This is a genomic window from Rhizobacter sp. P2_D12, assembly GCF_056404395.1.
In genome coordinates, this window is sequence record NZ_JBFUEB010000099.1 from 1 (window position 1) to 23,027 (window position 23,027).

Sequence of the window (23,027 nt, forward strand, 5' to 3'; positions counted from 1 at the left end):
ACTGCGGCTCGACCGCATCGTCTCGCAGGTACCGCCTGATGGTGTTGCGAGACAGGCCCGTGCGCCGGGCTATCTCTCGGATGGACAGTTGCTCGCGCAGTGCCCAGCGCCTGATGACACTCAGTGTCGCCACGTCAATCACTCCTTCGCTCCCTGCCACCAAAAGCAGCAGGTTAGGGTTCTTGCGTGGGTCAGTTTTGGATGGAAATCCTCGGGCTCAGTGGGTCAGTTCTGGATGGAAATCAACAGCCAGTGATTCTGCAGAGCAAGAGACTACTAAGCTGATTGGCATTGACCCCAGCCTTGGGCTCTCCCCGCCAGAACGCGGAGGGTTTGATGCGCGGGGTGATCATGGTTGCCATCCTGCCAGCTCAGCCGGTCAGGACGTGCGGGAGGTTTCGAGAAGTGCCCTATCGGGTTACTTGGAGTGGAGATCAATGAAGTTCGCAATTCGTTACTGTAATAGTTGACAGTACTGCCGGGGGGCTGAGGGAACTAAGCTCGCTTCGTTGTTGCCATATCACGCCACTACCCATTGCAAGGATGAAACATGTACGCACCAGTTAGCCACGATTCAAATTTGGTAGATGAATGCCCGATCTACGCGATGCAGAACCGCGATGGCAGGCAATTATTCGTCCGAATCAAGGGCGGCTTGACAGGCGAAAATACCCCTGTCGGACAGGTTGAGGCTGTCTTGAAAATCAAGGAATGCCCTCGTTGCAATAGGAAATTCCGCATGGATCTGGCGGCAGTAAAGACCATCTATGCGAAAGTGCCGGGAAACGGTTTTGAAGTCCTGCCGACCGTGGAGATGCATGATCGGGATGTGAAACTCATTGCAAGAATCAGGGCAGATTCTGCGCCGCGGATCAGGAACACCGAAGAAGACGAAGAGGCCGACAGTGGAAGCGACGACGAAGAATTCGTCCAGGATTCTCACCACTTCAACATGGACATGCGATTCCTCGATTCGAATCCGTATCGGCATGACCCGAGCCTCCAATCGAATGAAGACATCCACAGGTCATTCACCAGGCCTGTAGAACTGCAGATCGGCGGGAAAAAAACCTATTCAATACCCTTCAGGAAATCAAACAAGAGTCAAGAGCCAAAAGCCGATCCTGGCAAGGTCATGACACAGCACTACACCGGAAAGAACAGCAATCCTCATCTCGCACTGCTCCAAACGCGCAACGGGATTACCCGCGCATACCAGTTTGCCAGGTCTTACAGAACACAATTCGCCGATAGTCACAAATTCGAATGGTGCCACATCAAAGGAGAAGCACTTGGAGGAGAAACCGAGCGGTCGAATCTATTCTGCGGATCATTCGGTTGCAACACGTACATGCTCGTTTTAGAGAAGGCAGTGGGCTTGAGGGCGAATGCAGGACTGAAGGTGGTAGTGACTTTGCACTACGATCGCAAGCAAGTTGTCAATGCCCCAACGGGAACTCGCCTGGCCGCTCCGCAGGAGCGATTCAGCTCCAAGGCATTTCCTCTGTTTGTCGAGTACAGGATTGAAGACGCTAGCTTCCGACCCAAGGCGACTTTCTGGATAAATTCTCGAACATCCGGATTCAACCGCGATGACGCGGCAGCCGTTCAACGGACCCTGGACGCGGCTGGGGTGAAAATACACCATGGCATCTAGGCCCATTTGGACACTTCTCGAAACCTCCCACACGTCCCGAGCGGCTGAGGTGGCAGGATGGCAACCATGATCACCCCCGAATCTGCGCCAGATGTACGGACTCACACAATGAATTCCGACCCATTTGAGTGTCGACGTTCATGCCATGCACGCGACGTCTCGAAATCCAACCTCTCTAGCCACCATGGCCGCCATATTCGCCTTCAAATGCACATGCTGCGGTGAGATCCATGAAGGGTCTCCGAGCATCGGATATCAAATGCCTGATCAGTACGCTTGCCTTTCAGAAGAGCAGCGCGAGGCAATGGGGAAGATCAACAGCGACTTCTGCACCATCACTCACGCAGGAGGTACCGATCATTTCATTCGCGCCATTCTGGAAGTTCCGATTCACGGCGTCGAGGAGCCGTTCCTTTGGGGAGTCTGGGTGTCTCTGAGCGAGAAGAGTTTTACTCGCTACGTCGAAACATACGAGTCACCAGGCGAGGGTGATGGGTTCTTCGGCTGGGTCTGCAACTCGATTCCGGCCTATCCATACGAAGGTTCACGTGCGGCTGATGTTGTCGTCCAGCTTGACGGCCAGCGCCCAAAGGTGGTRCTACATAGGGGCGATCCAGAAGACGACCCATTGGTGATCGATCAAGTCCATGGCATTTCCGCGTCGCGTGCTCAGCAGATCGCGGAGCGGGCGCTCCATAAAGCTTAACCATTCGCTCCGTCGGACGGCCATTGGCCGGCGTTAGCTCAAACGTTGAGCGACAGCTTTCGGAGGAGCTACTGGGCATAGTCGACCGACCGCAACGGGTCGATATGAGGCAGTCGCCTCCGAAGTCTGAACGTATGACCGCGAATCGTCGAAAGGCTTGCCTCATAGGTCAATCTTGGCGCAATTGCTGCGGAGTCACCGTCCGACGCCATGGGATTTGGGCGGCACCTTGGCCTACACGACGGCATCTCGGTGGCGCTGCGATCTGCGGCGGCCTCGCTGACGCAGAAGTATCACCTCCGCGCGCATTCTGGGGGCTTCCCATTTCGACTCGTGCGAACCTATGTCAAATCAACGGAACATCGGCTACAGAGGGTGTGCGGTCACTGCGCGCTGGACGGAGGTTGCACCCCCGGCAAACTGGTCTGAGCTTGAACCTCTGCAGCGTGCATGGTACCGGCGGTTCACGGCCAGCTTCTCAGTGGCGGCGGATACGGTGTGCGATGAATCATGGCAGCAATTCCCTGCGACTGAGTTCGACTCCGCAGCCGATGCGATGGAGAACGCGATGACCAAGGCCTGTCAAATGATCGACGCAAAGCTGGCTGAGCAATGGAGGAACACCTCGCGCTCGAGGGAAGGGCCTGTGCGTGAGTGATACGAAATCGATAGCTGATCAACAACTACCCATGAAGGCAACCCATTGGCTCGCGAGAGAAGATTGAGCAACCTCCGTCAACCATCCATTGATAYGTTGCCGACAGCGCCGCTCATCGGTCATCCGACGACGCCGACAAGCCATGGCGTGGTTGCCAGGGGCTGACTCTCTCGTTGGTCCCGCCGATGTAGTCGCCAATCCCGTCGTCCAGCTGATCTTGCAACCGATCGGAGGCCCCCCAACTAAATGCACGGTTCATGCGCTCCTCGGGCCACCAACCCGTTTCTCGAAACTGTCGGGCGGAGCGATCACGCGCCATGCTTTCTGCGAAGACACCATGTGGCCCTGGACACGCGGGGCCAGGCCCAGGGGGTAGTCAGTCTCATGTTCGACATCGAGCAGGTTGGTCGTAGCATCCGTCGCTCGGCGAATGCATCGGCACGCTCCCCATGAAAAGGACACCGGTGCCGGGCGCTGCGCGCAAGGCACAGATGCCACGCTACGGGCCGACCATCGCCATCTTCGTCGCGATGACCCTCTTGCAAGCGTCGGTGGCGGCATTCAGCATCCAGATGCTTTCGACGGTTCGAGCCTACATCACGGGGGAGAGCCTCTACTCCAAGGGGCAAAGGGACGCGCAGCTCTACCTCCTGGACTATGCAGAAGGGCACCGCGAGGCGGACTACCAGCACTTCATGTCGGCGCTTGCGAACTCGCTTGGCGATCGCGCCGCACGCGAGGCGCTCCAACAAGCAGAGCCGGACATCGCCGCCGCGAGGCGTGGATTTCTGAAGGGCGGCAATCACCCGGACGATATCGACGGCCTCATCCGCATGTTTCGCTTGTTCCAGCACGTTTCCTTCATATCCACTCCCATCGCCACCTGGACGGAGGGCGATCGGACGATCGAAGAGATGCGCGGCTTGGTCGAACGTGCGCGGCAGCGAATCCTCGCAGGCGACCCCCAATCCGCAGAGGTCGACGAGATGCGCCGCAGGACCCCTGAGCTGAACGAGCGGCTCACTCGGCTCACAAGCGCGTTCTCGCTCCAACTGGGTGAAGCTTCCAGAACAACCCAAAAGCTGCTGTTGGGCCTCAATGCCTTCATCGCCCTCTTGCTGATTGTCTCCGGTCTCGTCTTCATCCGCCGCAGCGCCCGTCTCCAGGCAGCGGCCGAACTCCGCATGGAGCGACTGATCGATGCGGTGACCGACGGCGTCGTGACGGTGGACGAGCAGCGGACGGTGGTCCTCTTCAATCGTGCGGCGGAAAGACTCTTCAGCGTAGGCGCCGCCGAGGCGTTGGGGACATCGGTCGACAGGTTCGTGAGGTTGCCGGACGGGGCAGCCGTCCCCCTGGTGCCGACGACCTCCGAGTCCCTTCTGGAAGTCGAGGGAGCGCGTGAGGATGGCGCCGGGTTCCCGGCCGAGGCGTCACTCTCGCGACTGCAAACCGAGCGTTCAACGCTGACGACGATCGTATTGCGAGACGTGACGTCGAGGCGGTCAGCAGACATCGAGAGACGCGCTCGCGAAACATCGGAGGCCTCCAACCGAGCGAAGACCGAGTTCCTCTCGCGCATGAGCCACGAGTTGCGCACACCGTTGAACGCGGTCATCGGTTTCTCCAAGTTGCTCCGGATGGACGCCTCCAGGCCGCTTTCCGTCGGCCAGCTCGAACAGGTTCAGTACATCGAAAATTCCGGCGCCCACCTTCTCGCGCTCGTCAACGATGTGCTCGATCTGTCGCGAATCGAGTCCGGAGGGATGGCGGTCTCGACGGAGGCGGTGCGACTGCTTCAGGTGGTCGAGGAAGCCACCACGATGGTGTCGCCTCTGGTGACGGCAGCCGGCATCGAAATCTTCCTGTCCGCTGCAGTCGTCTGCGAGCACATCGATGCCGAGGCAGGCATCCTGGCAGCAGCGCGCGCGAAGGACATCGAAGTCAAGGCGGATCCGGTTCGCCTGCGGCAGGTGCTCGTCAATCTGCTGACCAACGCCGTCAAATACAACAAGCCGGGTGGTCGCGTCACGCTGACCTGGGAGGTTTGCGGCGCCGACTGCGTCGTGAGGATCATCGACACAGGGTGCGGGATCGCTGTCGACCGGCTCGCAAGCCTTTTCGAACCTTTCAACCGCCTGGGGGCTGAATCGTCCACGGTGGAGGGGACCGGTATCGGGCTCGTTCTGTCGAGGCAACTCACCGAGATGATGGGAGGCACGCTCGTCATCAGCAGCGTCTATGGCGAAGGGACGTGTGCGACCTTGTCCCTGCCGCTGTCAGATCCGCCGATCATCAGTGCGGATCCCCCGCGGAGCCACAGAATCCCTGGCATCAACGGGTGCTCCCTGAGGGTGCTCTACGCAGAAGACAACGAGGTGAACGCTGAGTTGGTACGCCAGATCGTCACATTGCGGCGCGGCGTGTCGCTTCGCGTCGCGACCAATGGTAAGCATGCGCTGGAGATGGCACGGCTCGACGCCCCGGATCTGATGCTCATCGACATGAACCTTGGCGACATGACGGGAATCCAGCTCGCCAAGGAACTGCAGCGGGATCGGTCCACTCGAGATATTCCCCTGGTCGCACTTTCGGCCGACGCGCTTCCGGAGCAGATCAGGACCGCGCTGGGCTGCGGGTTCGAGAGCTATATGACAAAGCCAATCGTCTTCGAAGAATTGCTCGCGATGCTGGACAAGCACAGCCAGGAAGCCTACGCATAGAGGCCACTCGCGGCCGGGGAGGGCCGTTGGCGCCAGCGTGACCAGGCGGGCCATGTCATCGTGCGACACACCCTGGGCTGTCGACCAGGTTACAGGCACGGTTCATGCACCAACCTGCAACACAACTGCAGGGGATGCCATGTCAACCGAGTTTCGTCGAACAGGTAACTTGAAGAACATGGGCAGCTATCCGGTCTGGCTGCAATGCGTCGTTCATGAAACGACCCCGCACAAGCGTCGCGTGGTCGAGCACGAACTCTTCGCTCTGATGAGGGAAGCCAAATTGCCGCTGCCAGCGATGCGCCGCTTCCTGGTGGGCATCTGGCCAACCATCGAGCAATTCCCCAGGTTCATGGCAATGAATCTGAAAAAGGTGGGTTATGGCGACAGCGTGGGCGAGGACATGGCGCGGCGCTACCTGATTCAGAACATCCGCGTCGAACAGAAGCACTCCGAGCACTGGGCCACCTGGGCGGGCGCAACCGGCTTGACGCTCGACGACCTGCGAGCCGGGGAGGATGCAGAGGAACTCGAGGCCCTCGCTCACTGGTGCTGGTATGTCTGCGACAAGGCGAGTCTTGCGGTCGCGATGGCCGCGACGAACTATGCAGTCGAAGGCGCGACGGGCGAGTGGTCATGCGTGGTTTGCTCGAAGGACACCTACTCGAAATCGCTGCCGGACGACATTCGCGTTCCAGCGATGCGATGGCTGAAGGTCCATGCCGAGTACGACGACACGCATCCTTGGGAGGCGCTTGACATTGTTGCGACGTTGCTCGGCCACGCGCCATCGAGTGCGGATGTGGCCGCCGTGCGGCGTGCGATCCGGTCGAGCTACCGCTACATGGAGATGTCGCTCGACAGTGCGATGATGGCGGCGATGCACGGCGGTTTCGACGAAACGGCTTCCAACGCATCGACATTGGGCGCCTTCGACGCACTCGATGCCGCGTAGAAGGAAATCGGCACCAATCGGCGCGATAGGGCTTTCGCGCCAGGCTACGGGTGCGTGCCGCCCAGCTCTTGCACCGTTGCGAGCGCGGGCGAGAGTCGATCGGACTCCCTTGCTGCGACGGCGTGGCACTCGCAGGTGCGCCGCTCCAGCCCGGGCCGGTCGAGCACGGTGATGCGCCCGCGCGCATAGCGAATCAGCCCGGCCTCGGTGACGCCTTCGCGGCGCACGCCCAGCATGTTGGCGATCAGCTCCTGCGTGTAGCGCAGCAGCAGGTTGCGGCGTAGCACGGTCTTGAGACCTTCATCCCTGGGGTGATGTCCTGTGCAGGCCGAGATCCACGCTCAAGAAGAAAGCCGCAGATCCCTTGGCACGAGAGTTCGCTGTCGCACAGACAGCGCCGCCTTGCAAGGCCACAAGGGGGAGTCCGATGCAAGACGCTCAACGCGGCCATCCCGCAGGGAATTCACCATGAATCTGTTCTTCCGCCTCATTACTTCGCGGACCGCCTTGGCCTTCGCTCTGCTGCCTGCCTTTGTCGGCGGGTGCGGTGGGGGTGGTCTTGATCCCATCCTCGGCTCACCAAGCGTGGGCATCGTTCCGTTGACGGACAGCTCACGACCCACCGTCGTCCTGACAGCGCCCGCGCCGGGCGCAACGACGGTGTTCACCAACACCAAGATCACAGCGACCTTCAGCGAAGCCATGGCACCGGGGACGGTCAGCGACACGAGTGTCGTGTTGACGAACACCACGCTGGGCTCGGCCGTGGCCGGAAGCGTGAGCTACTCGGTGGCGGCGAAGACGGCCACCTTCACACCCGCAGCCGGCGTGCTCGCCGCGAACAGCGTGTTCACCGCCACCATCACCGCGCAGGCCACCGACTTGGTCGGCAACGCGCTGGCGGGCAACCAGGCGGTTCTGCCGGCGGCCGGCAATCACAGTTGGACCTTCACGACCGGTGCCAGCGGCGACCTGCTGGCACCGACCGTGACGAACGTCAGCCCACCCAATGCGAGCACCGGCGTTTGCCTGACGAAGTCGGCCAACGCCACGTTCAGCGAACCGATGGACGCTGCGACCATCGACGCGACGACCTTCCTCGTGAGCGACGGCGGCACGGCGGTTCCGGGTACCGTGAGCTACGCGCCAGCGAGCATGGTGGCGACCTTCGTGCCCACCAACGCGGCGGGCTTCGCCCCCGGCCGGCCGTTCGTCGTCACGATCAAGTCCGGTGCCAGCGGTGTCAAGGACCTCGCCGGCAATCCGCTGGCGACCGACCAGGTCTGGACCTTCTCGACCGGGACGCAGGCGTGCGTCGCCGCGGTCAACCTGCGCTCCGTCGCGTCGTTCGGTGCCTTCGGCGGTGGCGCTGGCGTCACCAACCAGGGCATCAACACGGTCGTGGGCGGCAACCTCGGAACCACTGCGGCCTGTACGCTCGTGACCGGCTTCCATGACGCGGCGAATGTCTACACGCAGACGCCGCTCAACATCGGCGCCGTCAACGGCAGCATCAACTGCGCTCCGCCGGCGCCGGGTACCGCGTCGTCGATCGCGATTGCAACCCAGGCGCGCGCCGATGCGCAGACCGCCTACAACGACCTCGCCGCGCTGCCCCCCGGAGGCGACCCTGGGGCCGGCCAGCTTGGCGGCTTGGTGCTGCCCCCGGCCGTCTACACCGCCGCCGGCGGGACCTTCTCGGTCACGACCGGCGACCTGACGCTGGACGCGCAGGGCGACGCCAACGCAGTCTGGGTGTTCCAGAGCGCGTCGGCACTGACCGTGGGCCTCGGCGCCACGCCGCGTCGCGTGTTGCTGATCAACGGCGCTCAGGCCGGCAACGTCTACTGGCAGGTCGGCAGTGCCGCACGCATCGAGGACGGCAGCTCGATGGTGGGGACGATCATCGCGCCGGCTGGCGTGACGATCTCGACTGCCGGGCAGACCATTCAGACGACCCTCACGGGACGCGCCATCGGGCTCACCGCCTCGGTGACCATGGTCAACACCACGATCGTCGCGCCATGAACGCGTTCACGATCACACGCCAACGCGGGACTTCTCGGAAGAGCAAGATGAACAACACCCATGCACTGCGCCGAACCTGCTTGTTCGGAATCGGGTCGCTGATGAGCGTCGTCGCGGCGCCGACCTGGGCACAGGAAGGGGGCTACTTCTACGGTGGCGTCTCACTGGGCCAGTCCCGCGCGAAGATTGACGAAGACCGGATCACGTCGACCCTGTCGGGCGTTGGTCTGACCACGACCTCGATGACGCGCGACGAACACGATACAGCCTACAAGTTGTTCGGGGGCTACCAGCTCAATCGAAACTTCGCGATCGAGGGCGGGTACTTCGACCTCGGCAAGTTCGGATTCTCATCCACCACTGTGCCGGCCGGCACCTTGAACGGGCAGATCAGGCTGAGGGGCGTGAACGTCGACCTCGTGGGCACGCTGCCGCTCACGGGCGGGCTGTCGGCCATCGGGCGGGTCGGCGCGCAGTACGCCCAGGCACGCGACACGTTCAGCGGGACTGGCGCGGTCAGCGTTCAGGACCCGAACCCCGGCAAGCGCGCTGCGAACTACAAGTTCGGCGCCGGTCTGCAGTATGAAATCAGCCCGTCGTTCCTTGTGCGTGCCGAAGCCGAGCGCTACCGCATCAACGACGCGGTCGGCAACCATGGTGACGTGAATCTCTTCTCTGTGAGCCTGGTCGTGCCGTTCGGCCGCGCGCCCGCAGCGGCACCGCGGGCGATGGCGACCCCGGCCTATGTCGAGCCGGCGCCGGCGCCGGCACCTGCGCCGGTCGTCGCGGTGGCCGCGCCGATCGCGCCCGTCGTCGTCGTACCAGCGCCGCGACGCGTGAGTTTTGCAGCGGATTCGCTGTTCGCCTTCGACCACTCGGACGTGAAGCCCGAAGGCCGACATGCCTTGGACAGCTTGGCGAAAGAACTGGTCGGTACGCAGTACACCGTGATCACCGTCGAAGGCCACACCGATCGGCTCGGCTCGAGTGCTTACAACCAGAAGCTGTCGTCGCGCCGTGCGGAGTCGGTCAAGACCTACTTGGTCAACTCGGTCGGCATCGATGCGTCCAAGGTCTCGGCGGTCGGCAAGGGGGAATCAACACCTGTCAGCAATCCATCCGAGTGCCGCGGCACGGCACCCAGCGCCAAGCTGATCGCCTGCCTGCAGGCCGATCGTCGCGTCGAGGTCGAGGTAACCGGGACGCGCTGAGCGCTACGTTCTGGGGCTTTCGGCCCTTTCCTGGTGGGCAGCGTCTTCATTGTCGGGTTCCCGAACTCGACGGTCGAACGTCGGAGAAACACTCGCGAGGCCGCGGCGGCAAGTCACCAACGTGCTGTGCACCGCCACGACCAGATCACCTTTGATGCAGCAACCCATGCAGAAACTTGCCGCTCGCTGCTGCCTCTTCGATAGTGGGATGCGTGTGTCCCCGGCCCGGTCGTGTTGCAAGAAGCCCTGGAGACGCAACGCTCCAGGGCTTTTTTTGTTGTACCGCGCCACCCGTGTGGCAGCGAAGCCGACGCTCTACACTGGCCCCGCGTCGACACTGAGTGTTTCGTGCAATGAAACTCATTCGGCCGGGATACGGGAACCGCCGGGCGGCGTGGCTGCCCGGGGCTTGCGTGTGCCTGTTCGCCGCCACGGCCGGCAAGGCCTTGGCCCAAGGCACCGACGACGCAGCCGGGCTGCACCCTCGATGGCTGTGGATCGGCCTGCTCGCCGGCGTGCTCCTGCTGGCCGGCGCCGCCGTCGTGCTGCAGCGCCTGCGCCTCGCCCATCGCCGGCTGGCGGCGCGCATTGCCGAACTCGAACGCAGCCGCAACGCCTTGCAAGCCATCATCGAGAACGTGCCGGCCGCCATCTACGTGAAAGACCTCGAAGGCCGCTACCTGCGCCACAACGCGCTGCTCGCGAGCGTCCTCGGCCATGCGGGCGAGTCGCTGGTCGGCAAGTGCGACAGCGACCTGCTCGACCGCGCCAACGCCGAGCGCATGGCGGGCGAGGACCGGCGCGTCGCCTCCCAGGGCCAGGTGCTTCGCGCCGAACACCGCATGCCCGGCGCGAACGGCGAGATGCGCACCTTCCAGACCCATGTCTTCCCCTTGCAGGACAGCAGCGGCAGGCCTGACGCCATCGGCGGCATCTCGCTCGACATCACCGACCTGAAGCGGGCCCAGCACGCGGCCGAGTCCGCCACGCGCGCGAAGAGCGAGTTCCTGGCCAACATGAGCCACGAGATCCGCACGCCGATGAACGCCATCCTCGGCATGTCCTACCTGGCGCTGCAAAGCGGCCTCGACCCGCAGCAATCCAACTACGTCMAGAAGGTGCACGCGTCGGCCGAATCGCTGCTGGGCATCATCAACGACATCCTCGACTTCTCGAAGGTCGAGGCCGGCAAGCTGGACCTGGAGGTGATCCCGTTCAGCCTCGGCGACGTGATGGACAACCTGGCCAACACCGTCGGCCTGCGGGCCCAGGAAAAACGCCTGGAACTGCTGTTCGTCGAACCGCCCGGCTTGCCGGCCGCGCTGATGGGCGACCCCTCCCGCCTCGGCCAGGTGCTGCTCAACCTCGGCAACAACGCCGTCAAGTTCACCGAGCGCGGCGAAGTGCTGGTGTCCATCGCGGTGGTCGATCGCGACAGCAGCTCGGTGCAACTGCGCTTCGAGGTGCGCGACACCGGCATCGGCATGACGGCCGAGCAGCAGCACCGCCTGTTCGAGCCGTTCTCGCAGGCGGATGCCGCCACCACGCGCCGCTACGGCGGCACCGGCCTGGGGCTGGCGATCAGCCGGCACCTGGTGCGGCTGATGGGCGGCGAGATCGCGGTCGACAGCGAGCCGGGCCGCGGCAGCCGGTTCCAGTTCAGCCTGCGCCTGGGCCTGCAGCCCGAGCCGCACGCGCCGGCGCCCGTGCTGCGCCACGAAGGCCTGCGCGGCGCCCGCGTGCTGATCGTGGACGACAACGCAGCCGCACGCGAGGTGCTGGCCGGCATGGCCGCTGCGCTGGGCCTGCAGGCCGATACCGCGGCCGACGGCGCCGACGCCCTGCGCAAGGTCGCGCTCGCCGACGAGCACCACGAGCCGTACCGCCTGCTGTTGCTCGACTGGCAGATGCCCGGGATGGACGGCATGGAGTGCGCGCGCCGGCTCGCCGCGCGCGCCACGCGACATCCGACGCCCACCGTGCTGATGCTGACGGCCTTTTGCCGCGACGAAGTCCAGCGGCGCCTGGATCAGCAGCACCTGGCCGTCGGGGCCTTGCTGACCAAGCCGATCACGCCGTCGACGCTGTTCGACGCCTGCATCGCGGCGCTGGACCTCGAATCGTTCCGCCCGACGCGCACCGGCCACCGTGAAGCGGCGCTGCAGCGGCACCGCACGAGCCTGAACGGCGCGCGCGTGCTGCTGGTGGAAGACAACGCCATCAACCGCGAGCTTGCCGTCGACCTGCTGAGCCGGGCCGGCCTCGTCGTCAGCGTCGCGTGCGATGGCCAGGAGGCGCTCGACATCCTGGCCCGCCAGGGCTTCGACTGCGTGCTGATGGATTGCCAGATGCCGGTGATGGACGGCTATACCGCGACCCGGATGCTGCGTCAGCAGCCGCACCTGAAGGACGTGCCGGTCATCGCGATGACCGCCAACGCGATGGTCGGGGACCGGGAGAAGGTGCTGGCGGCGGGCATGAACGACCACATCGCCAAGCCGATCAAGGTCGACGAGGCCTTTGCGACGATTGCACGCTGGGCACGCCCCGAAATGCGGGGCCCTGGCCCCTGAAGCAGTCCGGATGCGCCCGGCGGATCGCCGAGATCGCCCCGTCAGGGATACTCTTTCGGATGCTTGCTCGTGCTCAGGCGGGTGAAGTCCGCGCTGTCGGGATTGAGTTGCTGGTACAAGGTGAAGCTCCCGCTTCTTCTGGCGCCGTCATGCGACAAACCGTTGCTCCACAGGGTGGCGGTGACCTTGCCTCCAACTTCTCCCACGAAGACTCGCACTTCCGAGCCCGTGTCGTCAGGGCGGCCTTGGCGCCAGGTTTCCCCGCGTGGTGACGGCAATTTGTCCAAGACGGCGGGTTGAATCACACCATGATCTCCGAAAGCCGTAGACGCCCGCGAGCGGGGCTGCAGCCTGGATGCGACTTCCGTACAGTGATCGCGCATCTTCTCCCGTGCACGTTGCCATTCGTCGGCAGGCGTTGGCAAAGACGTTGGCTTGATCTTTCTTTGCTTGCTGCAGGTGACCGAACTTGGGCCTCCCTGCAGGCCGAGAGTCGAGGAGAAGCTCATGGCAAATGCCTCGTCGTCTTCGAGGTCGACGCCGTCCCCTGCCTCGTCGTAGACAGGCTCCTTTCCGCGCGACTTGCGCGTGCTCGAACTTGAACCGCGCTTGTGCTGCGACGCATTCCTGGCCTCTGCTGCCTGTTCGCGAAGCATCCTCGCGATGTCGTCAACCATCTCTGCCAGCGTGTCGCGCGTTGTCAGGCCGTTCCCGTAGGTGACGGGTTGCGTGTCGAGAGCGTCGATGAATTGCTTCCACTCACGTTGCTCTATGGCGCGCTCCCTCTTGGAATCGCCGTACTTCTTGAGTTGGGCGAACGTCGTCTTTGCGCTCGCGTGCAGCACCGTGATCTCGTTGCGCAACTCATTGTCGCTCTCGACCTGCGCGCAACACATCCAGCCCCACAGGGAGAAGAGCCCGTAATCCCAGCTTGAGTCGAAGCGGACTGGCATGGCGGTTTGAGCGTAGTCGTGGCAACGCATCTTCGTGCGCAGCCATCGGAATGACAAGCAGCTCAGCCGCGATTCATCATCTGCATTGGGGATGGCAGAAGTGCCTCCCACAGTCGCTGCGTTCTGCCAAGAGGGCGCCGGCTTCGCGGGCCGCAGCCCGCGGTCCTGGATCAGCGCGGCGCCGATGCGGCCGCTGCCGACGTGAGCAGGCGCCGCAGCTCCCGCAGCCTGGCCTTGATGCGCCGCTCGTTGACCGGCCCGGTGCGCAGCAGCAGGCGCTGGCCGGCGGCCAGCGATTGCAGCGCCGGGTCGTTGAACTCGTACAGCACCCAGGGCCGCGTCGGCTGCACCGGGCTGTTGACCGTGGGCAGGTGCACGCCGATCGGCTCGTTCAGGTCGGGCGTGACGAGCAGCTGGTCGATCACCGCGACCAGCCGGTCGTTGAAGTACTTGCCCGGGTATCCCAGGTCCTCGTAGGCCTGCTGGAACTGCGGGTAGAAGGCCGCGTAGAGCGCGACGGCCTGGCGCAGGTCCACCGACTCCAGCAGCAGCACGTACGGTGTGTAGCGCTGGCCGTTGTCGGCGGCCAGGGTCTCGCTGCTTCCCCGGCGCTCGACCGTGAAGCGCCCTGCGGCCGGAGAAAGCGGCCACAGGCGCGCAGACGCCTGCTCGCGCCCCAGCCCATCCACCGTCGCGGCCACCCGCTTCGGCAGGTCGTCCATCTGGAACAGCGCCAGCACCGCCTGGCGGCCGAACAGCGCCGTCACGGCCGACGGCAGGTCGGCCGGGGCCGCTGCTTGATCGGCGGCCTGCAGGTTCTCGATCGGATGCAGGATGCCCGAGCTCGCCATGGGCGGGGCGGCGGCCACCTGGGCCGGCGCAGGTTCCGGCCGAGCCTGCGATGACGGGGCGACGGCCACCGGGCGCGTCCACCAGAACCCGGCCCCGGCGGCGACGAGGACCAGGGCGGCGAGGGCGAGAACGATCTTGGTGCCGGGCTTCATGAGGATGTGCGTTCGAACTCCATCAGCCAGTTGGTCTCCCAGGTCTTGCCGCCGTCGGACGACTGGGCCTGTTCCCAGTGGGCCGATTTCGGCGTGATGTTCGACCAGATGAAGCGCACGTGCAGGGTCTTGCCGTCGGCCACGTACTCGGACAGGAAGGTGCCGACCCCGTTCTCGAACCGGCCCTTGACCGGCGGGTCGAGCGTGCCGTGCGGCGCGCGGCTGTCCACCCACCAGATCGCCCACTGGCCCGTCGCCGCGTCGTACGCGCGCAGCGCGATGCCGTAGGTCACGCCGGCGGGCCGGGCGAAGGTGTGCTCCTCGACGTTGGCCGATCCGTCGATCAGCTCGCGGTTGCGGCAGGTGCCGTCGAACTCGATCCACTCGCCCGACGGCCGCTTCACGCGGTGGTGCACGCGCCATTCGCCGCGCTGGAAATCGAAGTCGCGGGCGCCTCGCGCAGCCGGTGCTTGCGGCTGCGCCATCGCGACCGGCGCGAGCGCGGCCACGAGCGCTGCGATGCTCAGCCGGCGTCCTTCCAGAAGGTTTCTCACGTCCTCACTCCTTGGCGACCAGCGCCGCGATGAACAAGGCCGACGCCAGCAGCGCTGCGCCGCGGCCAGCACCAGTTTGCCGCTCCACGACGCCCACCGCAAGAAGGCGCAGGCGGCCAGCGGCCGGCACAGCAGCGCCGTGCCGGCGAAGACCACTGGGGCTCCTCGTGTCGAATGTGATGTTTGCTCATGTCAAGGACATGACAGATACTCACATTCGGAAGTCAAGCCGTTTTCGAGAAAGAGCCGCCATGGGTGCCACCCGCACGTCGACCGCCGCCCGCCGCCAGCCGGTGCAGCAGCGCAGCCAGGAGCGCCTGGGCCGCATCCTCTCGGTGGCCGAGGGCCTGATCGCGCAGCACGGCAGCGAGCCGCTGAAGATGAGCGAGATCGCCGCGCTGGCCGGCATCTCGATCGGATCGCTGTACCAGTACTTCCCGGACAAGCGGTCGATCCTGCGCACGCTGGCCGAGCAGTACGCGGCCGACAGCCGCCGCTGCATCGACGAGGCCCTGGCCACCGCGCACGACGCGGCGAGCCTGGCCGCGGCCTTCTCGTCGCTGGTCGACCAGTACCACGCGATCTTCCTCGACAACCCGGTGCGGCGCGACATCATCTCCGGCATGCGCGCCGACCGCGAACTGATGGCGATCGAGCTCGCCGAGAGCAAGGCCTGCGGCGTGTTCCTCGCGGCCGCCATCCAGCGCGCCCACCCGAAGGCCGACGCAAAGCGGGTCGGGGCGTTGGCTTTCCTGGTCTGGCAGCTGGGCGAAGAGACGATGCGCCTGGCGCTGGCGCACAAGCGCAGCGAGGGGGCCTTGCTGGTCGAGGCCTACAAGCGCATGAGCCTGCAGGCGATGGCCCGGCCCTGAGCCGGCGTCAGCCGTAGGCGGCCAGGAACACCGCCACCGCCCGCTCCACCATCAGCTTGATCTGCTGGCGCGTGGGCGACGTGCTCGCGCCCAGCAGTATGCGGTGCAGCAGCTCGGCCGACAGCAGGCCCGACAGGTGCTGGGCCACCACCGTCGGGTCGGCCTGCTTCAGCCGGCCGCCGGCCATCTCGGCCTGCAGGAAGGCGGCGACGGTGTCTTCGCCGCGCTTCGGCCCCAGCTCGAAGAAGTCGCGGCCGATGTCGGACTGCCCGGCCTGCGACAACACCATGCGGTACGTGCCCACGGCCTCCGGCGTGCAGATGAAGGTCACGAACTTCTCGCCGAAGCGGCGCAGCACGCGGGTCAGGTCGTCGCTGCCGACCACCAGTTCGTCGTACGCAGGGCCCAGGTGGCGCATCGCGGTGTAGTTGGCGACTTCCAGGAACAGCTGCTGCTTCGACGGGAAGTAGCCGTACAGCGTGACCTTCGAGCCGCCCATGCGCGCCGCGATCTCGTCCATCGACGTGCGGTCGTAGCCCATTTCCTGGAACACCTGCGACGCGATCTCCAGGATCGACTCGCGCTTTGCCTCTGTCTTGACTCGCATGTCAACGCCTTTATTTGAACTTGCCAGTTCATTTTTGCTTGACACCAATGGTACGTCAAAGCTTATACTGAACTTGTGAGTATGTTTATAGAGGAGTTCATCCCATGTCTTCGAAACCCTTCCTGAGCGGCGGCACCGCGTTGCTGGCCCTGGTGTCGGCACTGCTCGCGGCGTGCGGAGACCCGCCGCACGGCCCGCCGTCCGGTCCGTCGGGCCCGCCGCAGGTCGGCGTGCTGGTCGTGCAGCCGCAGCGCCTGGCGCTCGGCACCGAGCTGCCGGGCCGCACCGTGCCGTACCAGATCGCCGAGGTGCGCCCGCAGGTGACCGGCCTGATCCAGGCGCGCAGCTTCCAGGAAGGCAGCCTCGTGAAGGCCGGCCAGCCGCTGTACCAGATCGACGCGGCCAGCTACCAGGCCAGCGTCGACAGCGCGCGCGCCACGCTGGCCAAGAGCGAGGCCAACCTGCGCTCGACGCGCCTGAAGTCGCAGCGCTACAGCGAACTGGTGGCGATCAAGGCCGTCAGCCAGCAGGACCAGGACGACGCCTCGGCCGCGCTGCAGCAGGGCGAGGCCGACGTGGCCGCCGCCAAGGCCGCACTCGAGACCGCCCGCATCAACCTGGCCTACACCCGGGTCACGTCGCCGATCTCCGGGCGCATCGGCCGGTCGTCGGTGACGCCGGGGGCGCTGGTCACCGCCAACCAGGCGAGCACGCTGTCGACGGTGCAGCAGCTGGACCCGATCTACGTCGACGTCACGCAGTCGAGCAGCGCGGTGCTGCGGCTGCGCCAGGCGCTGGCGCGCGGCGACCTGAAGAGCGGCGGCGCCGATGCCGCGGCCGTCAAGCTGCTGCTGGAAGACGGCAGCACCTACCCGCTCGCCGGCAAGCTGCAGTTCTCGGACGTCACGGTCGACCAGGGCACCGGCGCGATCACCTTGCGCGCGGTGTTCCCCAACCCGGGCGGCGCGCTGCTGCCCGGCATGTACGTGCGCGCCGTGGTGGAAGAGGGCGTGAGCGACCAGGCCTTGCTGGTGCCGCAACCGGCCGTCGGCCGCGACAGCACCGGCAAGCCGCTCGCCTACGTGGTCGGCGCCGACGGCAGGCTCGAGGCGCGTGCCATCACCACCGGGCGCGCCATCGGCGACCAGTGGCTCGTGACCGCGGGCCTGAAGGCCGGCGACCGGCTGGTCGTCGAGGGCCAGCAGAAGGCGCGCCCGGGCCAGCCCGTCAACGCCGTGCCCGTCGCCTCGCCGGCCACGCCGGCCAGCGCACCCGCCGCGCGCCTGGCCGCGACCTGACACCCCACCGGAGCTCACCCCCATGGCCCGCTTTTTCATCGACCGCCCGATCTTCGCCTGGGTGCTCGCCATCATCGTGATGCTGGCGGGTGCGATGGCGATCAAGATCCTGCCGATCGCGCAATACCCGGCCATCGCGCCGCCGGCCGTCGCCATCTCGGCCAACTACCCCGGCGCCTCGGCCAGGACGCTCGAAGACACGGTGACCCAAGTCATCGAGCAGAAGATGAAGGGCCTGGACCGGCTGGCCTACATGTCCTCGACCAGCGAATCGACCGGCAGCGTGACCCTCACGCTGACCTTCGAGAACGGCACCGACCCCGACACCGCCCAGGTGCAGGTGCAGAACAAGCTCGCGCTGGCCACGCCGCTGCTGCCGCAAGAGGTGCAGCAGCAGGGCGTGCAGGTCACCAAGTCGGCCAACAACTTCCTGAACGTGCTGGCCTTCGTGTCCGAGGACGGCAAGCTCGACGGCTCCGACCTGTCCGACTACGTGGCGGCCAACGTGCTCGAGGCGATCAGCCGCGTCGAGGGCGTGGGCGACACCACGCTGTTCGGCTCGCAGTACGCGATGCGCGTCTGGCTCGACCCGAACAAGCTCAACAGCTACAAGCTGACGCCGCTGGACGTGAAGAACGCGATCGCCGCGCAGAACGCCCAGGTCTCGGCCGGGCAGCTCGGCGGCCTGCCCGCAGTCCCGAACCAGCAGCTCAACGCGACCATCACCGCCCAGACGCGGCTGAAGACCGCCGCCGAGTTCGAGGCCATCCTGTTGCACACGCAGGCCGACGGCTCGGCGGTGCGCCTGCGCGACGTCGCCCGCATCGAGCTGGGCAGCGAGAACTACGGCAGCGCCGGCCGCTTCAACGGCAAGCCGGCGGCGGGCCTGGCGATCAAGCTCGCGACCGGCGCCAACGCGCTCGACACGGTGCGCCGCATCGACGCCCGGCTCGAGGAACTGGCCAGGTTCTTCCCGCCCGGCGTCAAGGTGATCAAGCCGTACGACACGACGCCCTTCGTGCGCATCTCGATCGAGGAGGTCGTGAAGACCCTGGTCGAGGCGATCGTGCTGGTGTTCGCGGTGATGTACCTGTTCCTGCAGAACTTCCGCGCCACGCTGATCCCGACCATCGCGGTGCCGGTGGTGCTGCTGGGCACCTTCGGCGTGCTGGCCGCGTTCGGCTATTCGATCAACACGCTGACGATGCTCGCGATGGTGCTGGCGATCGGCCTGCTGGTCGACGACGCCATCGTGGTGGTCGAGAACGTCGAGCGCGTGATGAGCGAAGAGGGCCTGTCGCCGCTCGAGGCCACGCGCAAGTCGATGGGGCAGATCACCGGTGCGCTGGTGGGCGTGGCCCTGGTGCTCGCCGCGGTGTTCGTGCCGATGGCCTTCTTCGGCGGCTCCACCGGCGTGATCTACCGCCAGTTCACCGTCACCATCGTCTCGGCGATGACGCTGTCGGTGCTGGTCGCGATGGTGCTCACGCCGGCCCTGTGCGCCACGCTGCTCAAGCCGGTCGCCAAGGGCCATGCGCTGGCCAGCACCGGCTTCTTCGGCGCCTTCAACCGCTGGTTCGACCGCAGCAACCGCGGCTACCAGGGCGTGGTGCGGCACATGCTCGGCCGCGGCCGGCGCTACCTGATCGGCTATGCCGTGCTCGCGCTCGCGGTCGGCTTCGTCTACAGCAAGGTGCCGGCCGGCTTCCTGCCCGACGAAGACCAGGGCACGCTGTTCGCGCTGGTGCAGCTGCCGCCCGGTGCCACGCAGGACCGCACGCTGAAGGTGATCGAGCAGGTCGAGCAGCATTTCCTGGTCGACCGCAAGGATGCGGTGGATTCGATCTTCACCGTGGCCGGCTTCAGCTTCGCCGGCAGCGGCCAGAACACCGGCTTCGCCTTCGTCAAGCTCAAGCCGTGGAGCGAACGCACGCGCCCGGAGCAGAAGGCCTCGGCGGTGGCGAACACGGCGATCGGTCACTTCATGGCGCTGCGCGACGCCTCGGTGTTCGCGTTCGCGCCGCCGTCGGTCTCCGAACTCGGCAACGCCAGCGGCTTCGACCTGATGCTGCAGGACCGGGCCAACCTCGGCCACGATGCGCTGATGAAGGCGCGCAACCAGCTGCTGGACGCGCTGAGGAAGGAGCCCGGCCTGGTGGCCGTGCGCGCCAACGGCATGGAGGACACGCCCGAGTTCCGCCTCGACATCGACGCCCACAAGGCCGGCACGCTCGGCCTGTCGATGTCCGACGTCAACACCACCTTCTCGGCGGCCTGGGGCAGCAGCTACGTCAACGACTTCATCGACAAGGGCCGGGTGAAGAAGGTCTTCCTGCAGGCCGACGCGCCGTTCCGCATGCTGCCGGGCGACATCGACAACTGGTTCGTGCGCAACGCGAGCGGCGCGATGGTGCCGTTCAGCGCGTTCGCGCAGGCCGGCTGGACCTCGGGCTCGCCGCGGCTGGAGCGCTACAACGGCGTGCCGTCGGTCGAGGTCCTCGGCATGGCGCTGCCCGGCACGCTGTCCAGCGGGCAGGCGCTCGCGCTGGTCGAGCGCCATGCGGCCGCGCTGCCGCCGGGCATCGGCTACGAATGGACCGGCGTGTCGCGCCAGGAGCGCGAGGCCGGCGGCCATGCGGCCTTGCTGTACTCGGTGTCGATCCTGGTGGTCTTCCTGTGCCTGGCGGCGCTGTACGAGAGCTGGTCCATCCCGTTCTCGGTGCTGCTGGTGGTGCCGCTGGGCGTGCTGGGCACGCTGGTCGCGGCGGTGCTGACCTGGAAGATGAACGACGTGTACTTCCAGGTCGGGCTGCTGACGACGGTGGGCCTGGCATCGAAGAACGCGATCCTGATCGTCGAGTTCGCGAAAGACCTGGCCGCGCAGGGCATGGGGCTGGTCGACTCGGCGTTGACCGCGGCGCGCATGCGCCTGCGGCCGATCCTGATGACCTCGCTCGCCTTCATCCTCGGCGTGCTGCCGCTGATGCTGGGCCATGGCGCGGGTGCTGGCGCGCAGAACGCGCTGGGCACGGCCGTGGTCGGCGGCATGGTCACCGGCACCGTGCTGGCGATCTTCTTCGTGCCGCTGTTCTTCGTGACCGTGCGCCGCCTGTTCGAGCGGCGGTCCCGGGCTGCCATGGCGCAGCCGCACACCGACATCCCCTTGCTGGAAGGCCACTGACATGACCCGCCTGACCTCGATCACCCTGGCCTTCAGCATCGCTGGTTCGGCCGCGCTCGGCGGCTGCAGCCTGATGCCCGCCTATGAACGGCCGGCGCTGCCGGTGCCGGCCGCGTACCCGGAGGCGGCACCGGCCACCACGTCGGCCGACACGGCCGACATCGGCTGGCACGAGTTCTTCGCCGACGAACGCCTGCGCCGGGTGCTGGCGCTCGCGCTGTCCAACAACCGCGACCTGCGCGTGGCGGCATTGAACATCGAGAAGGCGCGCGCACAGTACCGCGTGCAGGAGGCGGCTTCCTACCCCGCCGTCAGCGCCACCGGCAGCCAGAGCGCCACCCGCACCGCCGACAAGCTGCGCACGCCGGGCAGCCCCGGGATCAGCCGGCAGTACAGCGCGGGCGTGGGCGTCAGCGCCTACGAGCTCGACCTGTTCGGCCGGGTGCGCAGCCTGGATGCGCAGGCGCTGGAGCAGTTCCTCGCGACCGGCGAGGCGCGCCGCAGCGCGCACATCAGCCTGGTGGCCGAGGTCGCGAATGCCTGGCTGACGCTGGGCGCCGACCAGGAGCGGCTGGCCCTGGCGCAACGCACGCTGGCGAGCCAAGGCGAGTCGTACCGGCTGAACCAGCGCAGCTTCGAGGTCGGCGTGCTGTCGGCCCTGGCCTTGCGGCAGGCGCAGACCAGCGTCGACAGCGCGCGCGTCGACGTGGCGCGCTACACCGCGCAGGTGGCGCAGGACCGCAATGCGCTGGTGCTGCTGGTGGGCGCGGCCGTGCCCGCCGAGCTGCTGCCGGCGGCCCTCTCCGATTCGCTGAACATGCTGCCCGATCTGCCGGCCGGCGTGCCGTCGGCGCTGCTGGAGCGCCGGCCCGACGTGCTGCAGGCCGAGCACTCTTTGAAGGCGGCCAATGCCAACATCGGCGCGGCGCGCGCAGCGTTCTATCCGCGCATCAGCCTGACCGCGTCGGCCGGCTCGGCCAGCAGCGAGCTGTCGGGCCTGTTCCAGGGCGGCTCGGGTACCTGGAGCTTCCTGCCGCAGGTCTCGCTGCCGATCTTCGATGGCGGCGCCAACCGCGCCAACCTCGACATCGCGAAGATCGGCCGCGACATCGGCGTGGCCCAGTACGAGAAGGCCATCCAGACCGCGTTCCGCGAGGTGTCGGACGCGCTGGCGCAGCGCAGCACGCTGGGCGAGCAGCTGGACGCGCAGCAGTCGCTGGTGGACGCCACGGCCGAGAGCGACCAGCTGTCGCGCGCACGCTTCGCGCGCGGCGTCGACAGCTATCTCGGCGTGCTCGACGCGCAGCGCTCGCTGTACAGCGCGCAGCAGAACCTGATCGGCACGCGCCTGTCGCGCCTGTCGAATTTGGTGACGCTCTACAAGGTGCTGGGCGGCGGCTGGTCGCAGGCGGGTGTGTAAGCAGGCTTGAACGCGGGAGACGTTTGATTACATCAGGGATGTCTCCCGCACGTCACCGTCAACACTGATCCCCGGTCGGCTTCGAGAATCGCGCCACCAAAAGCAACCGAGGGACATGATGAAAAACATCCAGCGCATGACGTTCGTTGCCGCCGCGGCAGCGATCATCGGCGGACCGGCCTTCGCGGCCGATTGGCCGGCCGGCTACACCTTCTGCGCCAGCGAGCGCGGCACCTGCGCCGTCGGCGCGACGCCGCGGCCGGTGTCGTATGGCGCCCGGGGCAAATGGGTCGTCAAGAGCTTGTCGGGAACCATCGCGTGCACGAATGCGACATTCGGCGACCCGATCGTCGGCAAGAAGAAGGCGTGTGCGATCGGTCCGGCGCCTGCACCGGCACCCGCGCCTGCTCCCGCTCCCGCACCGGCGCCGACACCCGCTCCTGCGCCGGCGCCAGCACCCGCGCCTGCCCCTGCCCCTGCGCCTGCGCCTGCGCCATCAGTAGTCGACCAGGGTACGACCCTGACCACGTGGGCCACCGGCACGACGCCCAAGCCCACCGTCACGCCCGGCACCTGGCGCGCCGGCGGCCCCAACCCCGAGCAGTCCGGCTTCAAGCTCGTCAAGGA

The 23,027-nt window shown here is 66.1% G+C and carries 16 protein-coding genes and 2 pseudogenes; 12 read left to right on the forward strand and 6 right to left on the reverse strand.

Annotated elements, in window-relative coordinates; translation table 11 throughout:
• On the reverse strand, window positions 1-142 hold a 142-nt coding region (locus tag AC1DYN_RS25425), incomplete at its 3' end, for a helix-turn-helix domain-containing protein (RefSeq protein ID WP_477960262.1).
• A 408-nt stretch (window positions 143-550) separates the two neighbouring features.
• Here AC1DYN_RS25425 and AC1DYN_RS25430 point away from each other — a divergent pair.
• The 4 genes from AC1DYN_RS25430 to AC1DYN_RS25445 all read left to right on the forward strand — a co-directional run bounded on the left by AC1DYN_RS25430 (window position 551) and on the right by AC1DYN_RS25445 (window position 6,699).
• On the forward strand, window positions 551-1,657 hold the full coding sequence (locus tag AC1DYN_RS25430) for a hypothetical protein (protein ID WP_477964282.1): 1,107 nt from the start codon (window positions 551-553) through the stop codon (window positions 1,655-1,657).
• 184 nt (window positions 1,658-1,841) lie between these two features.
• Window positions 1,842-2,363, forward strand: a complete 522-nt coding sequence (locus AC1DYN_RS25435; RefSeq protein ID WP_477964284.1) for a DUF2199 domain-containing protein — start codon at window positions 1,842-1,844, stop codon at window positions 2,361-2,363.
• Window positions 2,364-3,470: 1,107 nt separating this feature from the next.
• Window positions 3,471-5,744 carry a hybrid sensor histidine kinase/response regulator gene (locus AC1DYN_RS25440; protein WP_477964286.1) on the forward strand — a complete coding sequence of 758 codons (2,274 nt, stop codon included), beginning with the start codon at window positions 3,471-3,473 and terminating at the stop codon, window positions 5,742-5,744.
• Between the two features lie 139 nt (window positions 5,745-5,883).
• Window positions 5,884-6,699, forward strand: a complete 816-nt coding sequence (locus AC1DYN_RS25445) for an iron-containing redox enzyme family protein (RefSeq protein WP_477964288.1) — start codon at window positions 5,884-5,886, stop codon at window positions 6,697-6,699.
• Window positions 6,700-6,743: 44 nt separating this feature from the next.
• Here AC1DYN_RS25445 and AC1DYN_RS25450 read toward each other — a convergent pair.
• A pseudogene (locus AC1DYN_RS25450) lies at window positions 6,744-7,040 on the reverse strand (helix-turn-helix domain-containing protein); the annotation flags it as partial.
• A 127-nt stretch (window positions 7,041-7,167) separates the two neighbouring features.
• Here AC1DYN_RS25450 and AC1DYN_RS25455 point away from each other — a divergent pair.
• The 3 genes from AC1DYN_RS25455 (at window position 7,168) to AC1DYN_RS25465 (ending at window position 12,511) form a co-directional block, all read left to right on the forward strand.
• A complete protein-coding gene (locus tag AC1DYN_RS25455) occupies window positions 7,168-8,727 on the forward strand; it encodes an ice-binding family protein (RefSeq protein ID WP_477964290.1) in 1,560 nt (519 codons plus the stop codon).
• 47 nt (window positions 8,728-8,774) lie between these two features.
• Window positions 8,775-9,938 (forward strand): OmpA family protein, encoded by a 1,164-nt coding sequence (locus tag AC1DYN_RS25460; RefSeq protein WP_477964292.1) that lies wholly within the window; start codon window positions 8,775-8,777, stop codon window positions 9,936-9,938.
• Window positions 9,939-10,351: 413 nt separating this feature from the next.
• On the forward strand, window positions 10,352-12,511 hold the full coding sequence (locus AC1DYN_RS25465) for a PAS domain-containing hybrid sensor histidine kinase/response regulator (protein WP_477964294.1): 2,160 nt from the start codon (window positions 10,352-10,354) through the stop codon (window positions 12,509-12,511).
• A gap of 41 nt (window positions 12,512-12,552) precedes the next feature.
• On the opposite strand, the gene AC1DYN_RS25470 is transcribed toward AC1DYN_RS25465, so the two are convergent.
• The 3 genes from AC1DYN_RS25470 to AC1DYN_RS25480 form a co-directional block, all read right to left on the reverse strand.
• On the reverse strand, window positions 12,553-13,464 hold the full coding sequence (locus AC1DYN_RS25470; protein ID WP_477964297.1) for a hypothetical protein: 912 nt from the start codon (window positions 13,462-13,464) through the stop codon (window positions 12,553-12,555).
• Window positions 13,465-13,634: 170 nt separating this feature from the next.
• Window positions 13,635-14,468, reverse strand: coding sequence for a DUF3014 domain-containing protein (locus tag AC1DYN_RS25475; protein WP_477964299.1), 834 nt, complete (start codon window positions 14,466-14,468; stop codon window positions 13,635-13,637).
• Window positions 14,465-15,022 (reverse strand): DUF1579 domain-containing protein, encoded by a 558-nt coding sequence (locus AC1DYN_RS25480; RefSeq protein ID WP_477964301.1) that lies wholly within the window; start codon window positions 15,020-15,022, stop codon window positions 14,465-14,467. The genes AC1DYN_RS25475 and AC1DYN_RS25480 overlap by 4 nt, the downstream gene beginning before the upstream one ends.
• A 251-nt stretch (window positions 15,023-15,273) precedes the next feature.
• Here AC1DYN_RS25480 and AC1DYN_RS25485 point away from each other — a divergent pair, with 251 nt between their 5' ends.
• Complete coding sequence (locus tag AC1DYN_RS25485) at window positions 15,274-15,894, forward strand: TetR/AcrR family transcriptional regulator (RefSeq protein ID WP_477964303.1); 621 nt, start codon at window positions 15,274-15,276, stop codon at window positions 15,892-15,894.
• 7 nt (window positions 15,895-15,901) lie between these two features.
• Here the strand turns inward: AC1DYN_RS25485 and AC1DYN_RS25490 are convergent, their stop codons facing one another.
• Window positions 15,902-16,501, reverse strand: coding sequence for a TetR/AcrR family transcriptional regulator (locus tag AC1DYN_RS25490; protein ID WP_477964305.1), 600 nt, complete (start codon window positions 16,499-16,501; stop codon window positions 15,902-15,904).
• A 104-nt stretch (window positions 16,502-16,605) separates the two neighbouring features.
• Here AC1DYN_RS25490 and AC1DYN_RS25495 point away from each other — a divergent pair, with 104 nt between their 5' ends.
• The 4 genes and pseudogenes from AC1DYN_RS25495 to AC1DYN_RS25510 all read left to right on the forward strand — a co-directional run.
• A complete protein-coding gene (locus AC1DYN_RS25495) occupies window positions 16,606-17,799 on the forward strand; it encodes an efflux RND transporter periplasmic adaptor subunit (RefSeq protein WP_477964307.1) in 1,194 nt (397 codons plus the stop codon).
• A gap of 22 nt (window positions 17,800-17,821) precedes the next feature.
• Window positions 17,822-20,980 (forward strand): efflux RND transporter permease subunit, encoded by a 3,159-nt coding sequence (locus AC1DYN_RS25500; RefSeq protein ID WP_477964309.1) that lies wholly within the window; start codon window positions 17,822-17,824, stop codon window positions 20,978-20,980.
• Between the two features lies 1 nt (window position 20,981).
• On the forward strand, window positions 20,982-22,400 hold the full coding sequence (adeC, locus tag AC1DYN_RS25505) for an AdeC/AdeK/OprM family multidrug efflux complex outer membrane factor (protein ID WP_477964311.1): 1,419 nt from the start codon (window positions 20,982-20,984) through the stop codon (window positions 22,398-22,400).
• Window positions 22,401-22,518: 118 nt separating this feature from the next.
• Window positions 22,519-23,027 (forward strand): annotated as a pseudogene (locus AC1DYN_RS25510) (hypothetical protein); the annotation flags it as partial.

What these genes read in the sequence shown, in the direction of transcription:
- AC1DYN_RS25430 (WP_477964282.1), top strand. Translation starts at nt 551, where the DNA reads ATGTACGCACCAGTTAGCCACGATTCAAATTTGGTAGATGAATGCCCG.
- AC1DYN_RS25440 (WP_477964286.1), top strand. Translation starts at nt 3,471, where the DNA reads ATGAAAAGGACACCGGTGCCGGGCGCTGCGCGCAAGGCACAGATGCCA.
- AC1DYN_RS25445 (WP_477964288.1), top strand. Translation starts at nt 5,884, where the DNA reads ATGTCAACCGAGTTTCGTCGAACAGGTAACTTGAAGAACATGGGCAGC.
- AC1DYN_RS25455 (WP_477964290.1), top strand. Translation starts at nt 7,168, where the DNA reads ATGAATCTGTTCTTCCGCCTCATTACTTCGCGGACCGCCTTGGCCTTC.
- AC1DYN_RS25460 (WP_477964292.1), top strand. Translation starts at nt 8,775, where the DNA reads ATGAACAACACCCATGCACTGCGCCGAACCTGCTTGTTCGGAATCGGG.
- AC1DYN_RS25470 (WP_477964297.1), bottom strand. Translation starts at nt 13,464, where the DNA reads ATGCCAGTCCGCTTCGACTCAAGCTGGGATTACGGGCTCTTCTCCCTG.
- AC1DYN_RS25475 (WP_477964299.1), bottom strand. Translation starts at nt 14,468, where the DNA reads ATGAAGCCCGGCACCAAGATCGTTCTCGCCCTCGCCGCCCTGGTCCTC.
- AC1DYN_RS25485 (WP_477964303.1), top strand. Translation starts at nt 15,274, where the DNA reads ATGGGTGCCACCCGCACGTCGACCGCCGCCCGCCGCCAGCCGGTGCAG.
- AC1DYN_RS25490 (WP_477964305.1), bottom strand. Translation starts at nt 16,501, where the DNA reads ATGCGAGTCAAGACAGAGGCAAAGCGCGAGTCGATCCTGGAGATCGCG.
- AC1DYN_RS25495 (WP_477964307.1), top strand. Translation starts at nt 16,606, where the DNA reads ATGTCTTCGAAACCCTTCCTGAGCGGCGGCACCGCGTTGCTGGCCCTG.
- AC1DYN_RS25500 (WP_477964309.1), top strand. Translation starts at nt 17,822, where the DNA reads ATGGCCCGCTTTTTCATCGACCGCCCGATCTTCGCCTGGGTGCTCGCC.
- adeC (WP_477964311.1), top strand. Translation starts at nt 20,982, where the DNA reads ATGACCCGCCTGACCTCGATCACCCTGGCCTTCAGCATCGCTGGTTCG.